This window comes from Nitrospirota bacterium (assembly GCA_040754395.1).
Lineage (GTDB): Bacteria > Nitrospirota > Thermodesulfovibrionia > Thermodesulfovibrionales > SM23-35 > JBFMCL01.
Window position 1 is genome coordinate 22,500 of the sequence record JBFMCL010000033.1, and the last position, 6,546, is coordinate 29,045.

Annotated in this window: 6 protein-coding genes; 2 read left to right on the forward strand and 4 right to left on the reverse strand. The window is 46.0% G+C overall.

The window, feature by feature from the left end; all coding sequences use genetic code 11:
• Window positions 1-3: 3 nt before the first annotated feature.
• Complete coding sequence (locus AB1552_13325) at window positions 4-705, reverse strand: 3'-5' exonuclease (protein MEW6054747.1); 702 nt, start codon at window positions 703-705, stop codon at window positions 4-6.
• Between the two features lie 9 nt (window positions 706-714).
• On the reverse strand, window positions 715-2,613 hold the full coding sequence (locus AB1552_13330) for a DUF294 nucleotidyltransferase-like domain-containing protein (protein ID MEW6054748.1): 1,899 nt from the start codon (window positions 2,611-2,613) through the stop codon (window positions 715-717).
• A gap of 354 nt (window positions 2,614-2,967) precedes the next feature.
• Between AB1552_13330 and AB1552_13335 the strand changes: the two genes are divergently transcribed.
• On the forward strand, window positions 2,968-4,173 hold the full coding sequence (locus AB1552_13335) for a 6-phosphofructokinase (protein ID MEW6054749.1): 1,206 nt from the start codon (window positions 2,968-2,970) through the stop codon (window positions 4,171-4,173).
• 524 nt (window positions 4,174-4,697) lie between these two features.
• Here the strand turns inward: AB1552_13335 and AB1552_13340 are convergent.
• Together AB1552_13340 and AB1552_13345 are read right to left on the reverse strand one after the other, a co-directional pair.
• Window positions 4,698-5,021, reverse strand: coding sequence for a transcriptional regulator (locus AB1552_13340; protein ID MEW6054750.1), 324 nt, complete (start codon window positions 5,019-5,021; stop codon window positions 4,698-4,700).
• Window positions 5,022-5,038: 17 nt separating this feature from the next.
• Window positions 5,039-5,362 (reverse strand): type II toxin-antitoxin system RelE/ParE family toxin, encoded by a 324-nt coding sequence (locus tag AB1552_13345; GenBank protein ID MEW6054751.1) that lies wholly within the window; start codon window positions 5,360-5,362, stop codon window positions 5,039-5,041.
• Between the two features lie 525 nt (window positions 5,363-5,887).
• Here AB1552_13345 and AB1552_13350 point away from each other — a divergent pair.
• A complete protein-coding gene (locus AB1552_13350; GenBank protein ID MEW6054752.1) occupies window positions 5,888-6,454 on the forward strand; it encodes a hypothetical protein in 567 nt (188 codons plus the stop codon).
• Window positions 6,455-6,546: the final 92 nt, after the last annotated feature.

Consider the following 6,546-nt stretch of genomic DNA (forward strand, 5'->3'; position numbering starts at 1 on the left):
GTGCTAAAGGTTGCTTATTTCACCTGTTAGTTTGAACGCTCCACCTCCTTTTTCAGGGTTCCCTATTTCTATAAGGTCTCCTATCTGCTGTACTCCGGTCTCGAGGAGCACAGGAAAAAAACGTTGAAAAAGCTGCGCGGTGATATAGGCGTCGATCAGGGCATCATGCGCACCGCGCACAGTGATGCCGAAGCATTTTGCAATTGTATAGAGGGAAGCGTCTCTGGGAATGGCGGAGAAACACCCTTCACGGGCTGTCTTCCGGCAGAGCCATTCATAGACCCTGAAGGTGTCGATGGCGGTATTCTGCATTGATCCCCCGAGAGATCTTTTCATCTCCCTGCCGAGAAATCTCAGGTCTATCGATACGCAATGACCGACAATGATGTCATCGCCGCAGAACTGCAGAAACTCTGAAAGTATTGGTTTGATCCCCGGCTGAGACTGGACATCGGAAGGGGTAATGCCATGGATGACCACACTTTCCGGTTTAAACCCCGCAACCGGTTTGACGAGCCGGTGAAACGTGTTGCCGAGTTCGATTCTCATCCCGGACATTCTGACGGCTCCGATCGAGATTATCGAGTCTTTTCTCTCATTCAGTCCGGTAAGTTCGGTATCGATTACTACATATCTGGTATCTGCAAGAGGGGTATTCCTTTCGATGGGCAGCGGGGGCTGTTTCCAGAACCTGAAGAATTCCATTATGTATTTTTACCAGATCATAGCTTTATATCTCTCGATGATCAAGTCCTGGATTTTTGAGATAAGCTGGAAGGTCTCCTTCGCAATCCTTTTCTCAAGGTTGCTCAGTTTGTTCGGGTTAATAAAATTGTTGATGGGTTTGCCCTCTTTCATTTGGGAGAACTGGTGCTGAATCCTGATCAGCATGATGAATTCAAAGGCGTGCAGGAGTTCGTCGGCATACTCTTTCATGATGGTATGCATATCTTTCAGGATGTTGATCCGCTCGATGGTGGAGGTTTCCCGGACTCCTTTTTCGAGGGCAAACAGCCGCACAAGATCCACTACCGGCGCAAGCCCCTTGATTTTCATATTCAGTTCGTCTTTGTGTTCACCGCTTTTTTCGACCACAAAGGTCTTCAGAAAGCCGATCGGCGGCATGTTCTTTATTGCCATGTTTGCGATGTATCCCAGAAATACTTTTTTGTCCTTCACCATGGACAGGGTGAAATCCTTCAGCCAGTCAAGGAGCCTTGTTTCCCCGTATACTGCCCTGAAGTCGAAAAAAGTCACGGAATTCATTACTGCCTCTGATGTCGGGGTGGATATCCAGTTCGTGAAGTACTTTCTCCATACATGCAGCGGCTGGCGCCACATGGGATTGGTGGCCATGAAGTCGGCGGGACAGAGCGGGAACCCGCATTTCAGCAGGCCGTCCCTCACAAACAGGGTGAACTCACGGAAATATTCCTCCGCGGTTTTTGCCATTTCTGCATTTGCCGGATCATGATAGATGAGGGCGTTGTCCTGGTCTGTCTTGAAGGTCTGCTCCTTGCGGCCTTCGCTGCCGAATGCAATCCAGCAGTAGGGAAGCGGAGGTTCGCCGAACCGGTCTTCCGCGATTTCGAGGATCTTTCTCACCAGCCTGTCATTGATTTCGGTAATAATCCTTGTGATGCTGCTGGCCTTAGCGCCTTCACTCAGAAGCAGGCCGACGATGTTGTTGATTCTCATCGAGACGGGAATAAGGGCGTCGACAGTGCTCTGGCTTTCGATGTCCTTCACGACCGAGAGCGGAGAGGTGCCCTGAATCAGCATGAGGTCGTGGTTGGTCAGGACTCCTTTCAGTTTCCCGTCTTTCATCACCAGCAGATGGTGCACATTATGCTTGACCATCTTCAGGATGGCTTCAAAGCAATATTCCTTCACATCTGCCCTCACGTGAGGAACACTCATGATTTCGGTCACCGGATCTTTGCAGTCCTTTGCTTTGGAGACGACTTTATCCCTGAGGTCTCTGTCCGTAATTATTCCTGACGGAATGCCGCTGGCATTGACCAGGATGAGAGAACTGATCCTGTAGTCAGACATAATCTGGGCGGCCTTCTGAATGGTGATTTCCTGGGAAGCGCTGATCACGCCCTTGCTTGCCAGCTCTCCCACGGGCATGGTGAAGAGGATTTTGTCCCCCCCGCCGTAGACAAGATTCTTGTCCTGTATCTCCTTGAATGTTTTGTCGAGATATCTGTTCAGAAAGGATTTGTGAAAAAATTCCCTTACCTCAGGATTGGAGTAAAGGAGGTTCTGAATCGTTTCCCTGCGAATCATGTAGCATATGGTGTCATCTACTGCGATAACATTTGCCCGTGCCTTGTCTCCGCCAAATATCAGGAGATACCCGATCAGATCGCCCTCTCCCCGGTAATCAACAAATACATCCTCGACGTCCTTTTTGATGAATACCTTTACCTCGCCTTTTTTGATGATATACAGATATTCGGGAGCAGGCCCGCCCTGATATTGTATGGTTGTTCCTTTCGGATAGAATTCCAGGGAGACTCCGCTGGTAATATTTTTCAGGGTGGACTCGTCAAGGAACTGGAACGGGGGGATTTTACTCAGGAATTCTATGACTTCTTCGATCAGCATGTCCCGGCGTCACCTGATTGCATTCTGCTTCCGGGTCTCTGATGAAGGAAAGACTGACGCTATGTCCGGTCTCTTTCTTAATCGCATGATATCAACCCAGTATAAAATAGCCTCTGCATGGGAAGGATAGTGGCAGATAAGCACTACCATGTCCGATACATGAGGCGTATCGAAAAGTATAACAAAATAATTTTTTTTTTGTCATTAATTAAATATAATGTATCTGTCGGGTTTCTGGCAACAGATTGCAAAAAGTACAAATATATAGTAATATCAATAAGTTATGATAGATTGAGGAATTGAATTAAATAAAAATAGCAGCCTACAAATTCAAGGAGGTACGACATGCCTGACATCAAGAGAATTGGCGTTATCACCAGCGGTGGAGACTGCGGAGGCCTGAATGCAGTCATTAAGGGGGTTGCACGGGAGGCATACGACCTGGGAATCGAATCCGTTGTCATTCCGCACGGCTATGCCGGTCTCTATAACCTTGTGAAACTCGATGATGTGGTATTCCTCAATGCAGAGCGCGTAAGCAAGATAGAGGCATCCCTTGCCGGTTCCGAGGCCGGGCATTCACGGGTGAAGATAAGCAAGATCGCTGACCCGGAGAAATATGAGCGGATCAAGGAAGGACTCAGAAAATTCAGGATCGATGCGCTTGTGATCAGCGGGGGTGACGATACCGGAAGCGTGGTGGTGGACCTCAGCCAGAAGGGAATCCCCTGCGTGCATGTCCCCAAGACGATGGACCTCGATCTTCATCCGTACAGTGTCGGAGGCGATTCCGCGATCAACAGGATTTCGGTATTTGCAAGGGACTTAAAGACTACGGGAATGAGCCACAACCGCATTCTTGTCATAGAGGTATTCGGAAGGTATGTCGGTCATACTGCGTTCAGGGGCGGGATAGGAGCTGAGGCAGATTGTATCCTCCTGCCGGAAATCCCCGTTGATTTTGATGTGGTCTATGAGCATATGAAAACCACGTTTTTTGCACGCATCGAAAGGAGCGATGTAAAGGCCGGCACATACATTATCGTCGTGGCAGAGGGCATAAAGCAGGCAAGCGGGGAAATGCTCTACGATGAGTCCATCGCCCCTGATGCGTTCGGACACCGCAAGCTTGCGGGAGCCGGGAAGTATGTGCGGCAGCAGCTCGAGAAAAGACTGAAGACAGATCCTGCGGTGAAAGATTTTATGGAGCGGACAGGGATGTTCGCGCCGGGGGTCTATGAAATCCCGGAAGTGAGGGAAGTTACCCCGGGACATCTTGTGAGATCCGGACATTCTTCTGCCTTTGACGTGAATTTCGGGTACAAGGCAGGGGCTGCAGCCATACTGCTCCTGAAGGAAGGGAAATTCGGGGTGACGGTGGTTGAAGTGGAAGGAAACCATATCTACTATATGCGGACCGAAGAAGCGATTGTGCGGAGAGAAGTTGACGTGAAGGAGATCGCAATTTTTGAGAGCCTCGGCACGTGCTTCGGGAGAAAACCCGAAAAATACCAGTACGAGCTTGTTGAACAGAAAGGGTTTATCGACCGGCATCTGTAAGGAGGCAGGGAATACGTGCAGAAAATGATCGGGTGCTGACGACACCTGCGAAGAAACGTTTTCAGGACTGCAAGGGATTTATGACCGCCGCTCGATCAGTCTGCCGGATAAAAATTTATGGATAATGCTTGACACCAGTGTCTGATAGGGGATTCCTTCCTCACAACAATTAGGCATAAAAAGCTCTGATTCCTTCACTTTGACTATCTGGAGGAAAAGGAGAAGCTATAAAGGGTCTCTCAAAAAGACCTTCCCAGGAGTGCTATCTTGCCCTCAGATCCGCCCCTATGGCTGCGGTAGAGGGTGCGGATAACACCTACACATCAACGGTTTCAAGTAAGCAAAGCCTTTATCTCTTCCTGTGAGAAAGTGAGGGACAACGGAAATGGCTAAAATTCTCTCATTCAGCCACGAACAAACAGAACCGCAACGGCTCGTGCAGTACTCATTACCAAAGAAAACATAGCGGATGAGAATATTTGTTTCCCTTCGAAGCAAGCAATACAGATTATGATTAGTTGAACTTATGCAGCTCTTTTTACTTTCACTTGTAGAGTCACACGTTCATGAGCCTGGAGGAGTTTAATGATTTCAAGAATATTTTCAGCACGTGGATTGCCGCGAGGCCCCAACATACGATGAACGCTCTTGCTTGATTTTTTGAGTTTGTTGGCCAGTCCCTCAAATGTAATCGTCGCATTTATGTAATCACGCAGAATTGATTTCCCTGCATTAAGGTCCCCACCAATTAGTTCATTCACCGCCTCTGTCAGCATATGTCTGCGAAATTCAGCATCATTTTCAGCACGCTCTAAAATTGTTTTGCGAAATTGTTTTGTAATCGGCATAAGCCCTCCTTAATTCCTTATTTTTTCTTTCTCTTCTCTGTCTTATATTGCGCCCAGAGTGACTGAGCTTTTCTAATGTCTCCGCGTTGGGTTTTCTTCGAGCCTCCTCCAAGCAAAATAACCAACGCATTTCCCTCCCGCCCAAAATAAATCCTGTATCCAGGGCCAAAATCAATCCTGAATTCCGAAACTCCTTGCCCTGCTGATTTCACGTTAGAGACATTGCCTTGCTCCAATCGGTATAAAGCAGTTGTGACCTTGGCTGCGGCTTGAGCATCAAGGCCATTGAACCACTTTTCAAAAACAGAGACGCTGTTTTGCAGATACTCGACTACTTTGATATTAGCCACGTATTTATAGTAACATAAAAGTTACTATAGGTCAATTTTTTTATTAAAATTAATCCTTCCTGACACAAACACCTCATGTGATCTCAAAAAATAGGCAGAGTTCACATAGAAGGTGGTACCGCTGAATTTTATCTACATCGTTCATTTCCTATTCAAACACGCACGGTTGTTATCTTTATTTATTAAGTAAATGCATGGGCTAATAGTGGGTACCTTATTATGGTAAATATTGTAAGGAGACGGCATTCAAAATGCTTATGCATTAATTTCTATCTTGAAATAAATTCGATTTCTTGACTTTTTTTTCACGTGATACTATTTGCTTATAGTAGGACCTCAAACCAACCTCAAAGGGGAATTTGTGTAATGGGGGAGCAAATACCCAATTATATTTCATAGAAAGAACTTTTTAAGTTCCTTGTAAGGGGAAAAAATATTATTAAAAGGCCTGGTGTGTAGAACTGCGATAAAAACTTGCTTTTCATTAATTCTGACGTTTCAAGGGAGGATAGAGTTATGGGTAAGAGAATTTTAATTAGGGGCATGTTAGTTTACCTTGCGGTCTTGTTTTATTATTTGCTGGTGGGTTCCCTCGGTCTTTGTCTGTCGACGACATATGAACAACCTGGATTTGAGGTTAAACTGAAAGAGAACTTAATCAGCCTTCAAGCTAAAGAAGCTGAAATTTCAGACGTACTTAAAGACATAGGATTGAAGACAGGACTCAGGATGAACGTTGGTAAGGACCTTCTTGGTAAAAAGATAGACGCGAGTTTTGAGAATTTAGACATAGAGACTGCAGTGAGAGAAATTATAAGAGACACATATTATGTATTGACGTTTAAACAACAGCTTGCAGATAAAGAAAAATATGTCCTTTCAGAAGTTAAAGCCAGTGGAAATAGTATAGGCACATATCTGGTGACAAAAGAAATAACGACTATAAATATATCGTACGGTTCTGGTGATATAGAAGTCGGTTTTGTTAATGAAGGAGAGGGTGCAATAGTCGGGCCTAAATCATTTGCTGTTGATAGTGAAGGTAATAGGAGTCATGTCAATAGGTGTGTAAAAAGCATTTAGGCGGCCATCCTTTCAAGCACCTTGGTTTCCTGCTTCAATACACCATCGACAAAAGTCCTTCCTTTATAAACATCAGCCAATAACCAGTATCC

Bases quoted from the DNA above. Each gene is read 5' to 3' on its own strand.
- AB1552_13340 (MEW6054750.1), bottom strand. From the start codon at position 5,021: ATGCCGATTACAAAACAATTTCGCAAAACAATTTTAGAGCGTGCTGAA.
- AB1552_13325 (MEW6054747.1), bottom strand. From the start codon at position 705: ATGGAATTCTTCAGGTTCTGGAAACAGCCCCCGCTGCCCATCGAAAGG.
- AB1552_13330 (MEW6054748.1), bottom strand. From the start codon at position 2,613: ATGCTGATCGAAGAAGTCATAGAATTCCTGAGTAAAATCCCCCCGTTC.
- AB1552_13350 (MEW6054752.1), top strand. From the start codon at position 5,888: ATGGGTAAGAGAATTTTAATTAGGGGCATGTTAGTTTACCTTGCGGTC.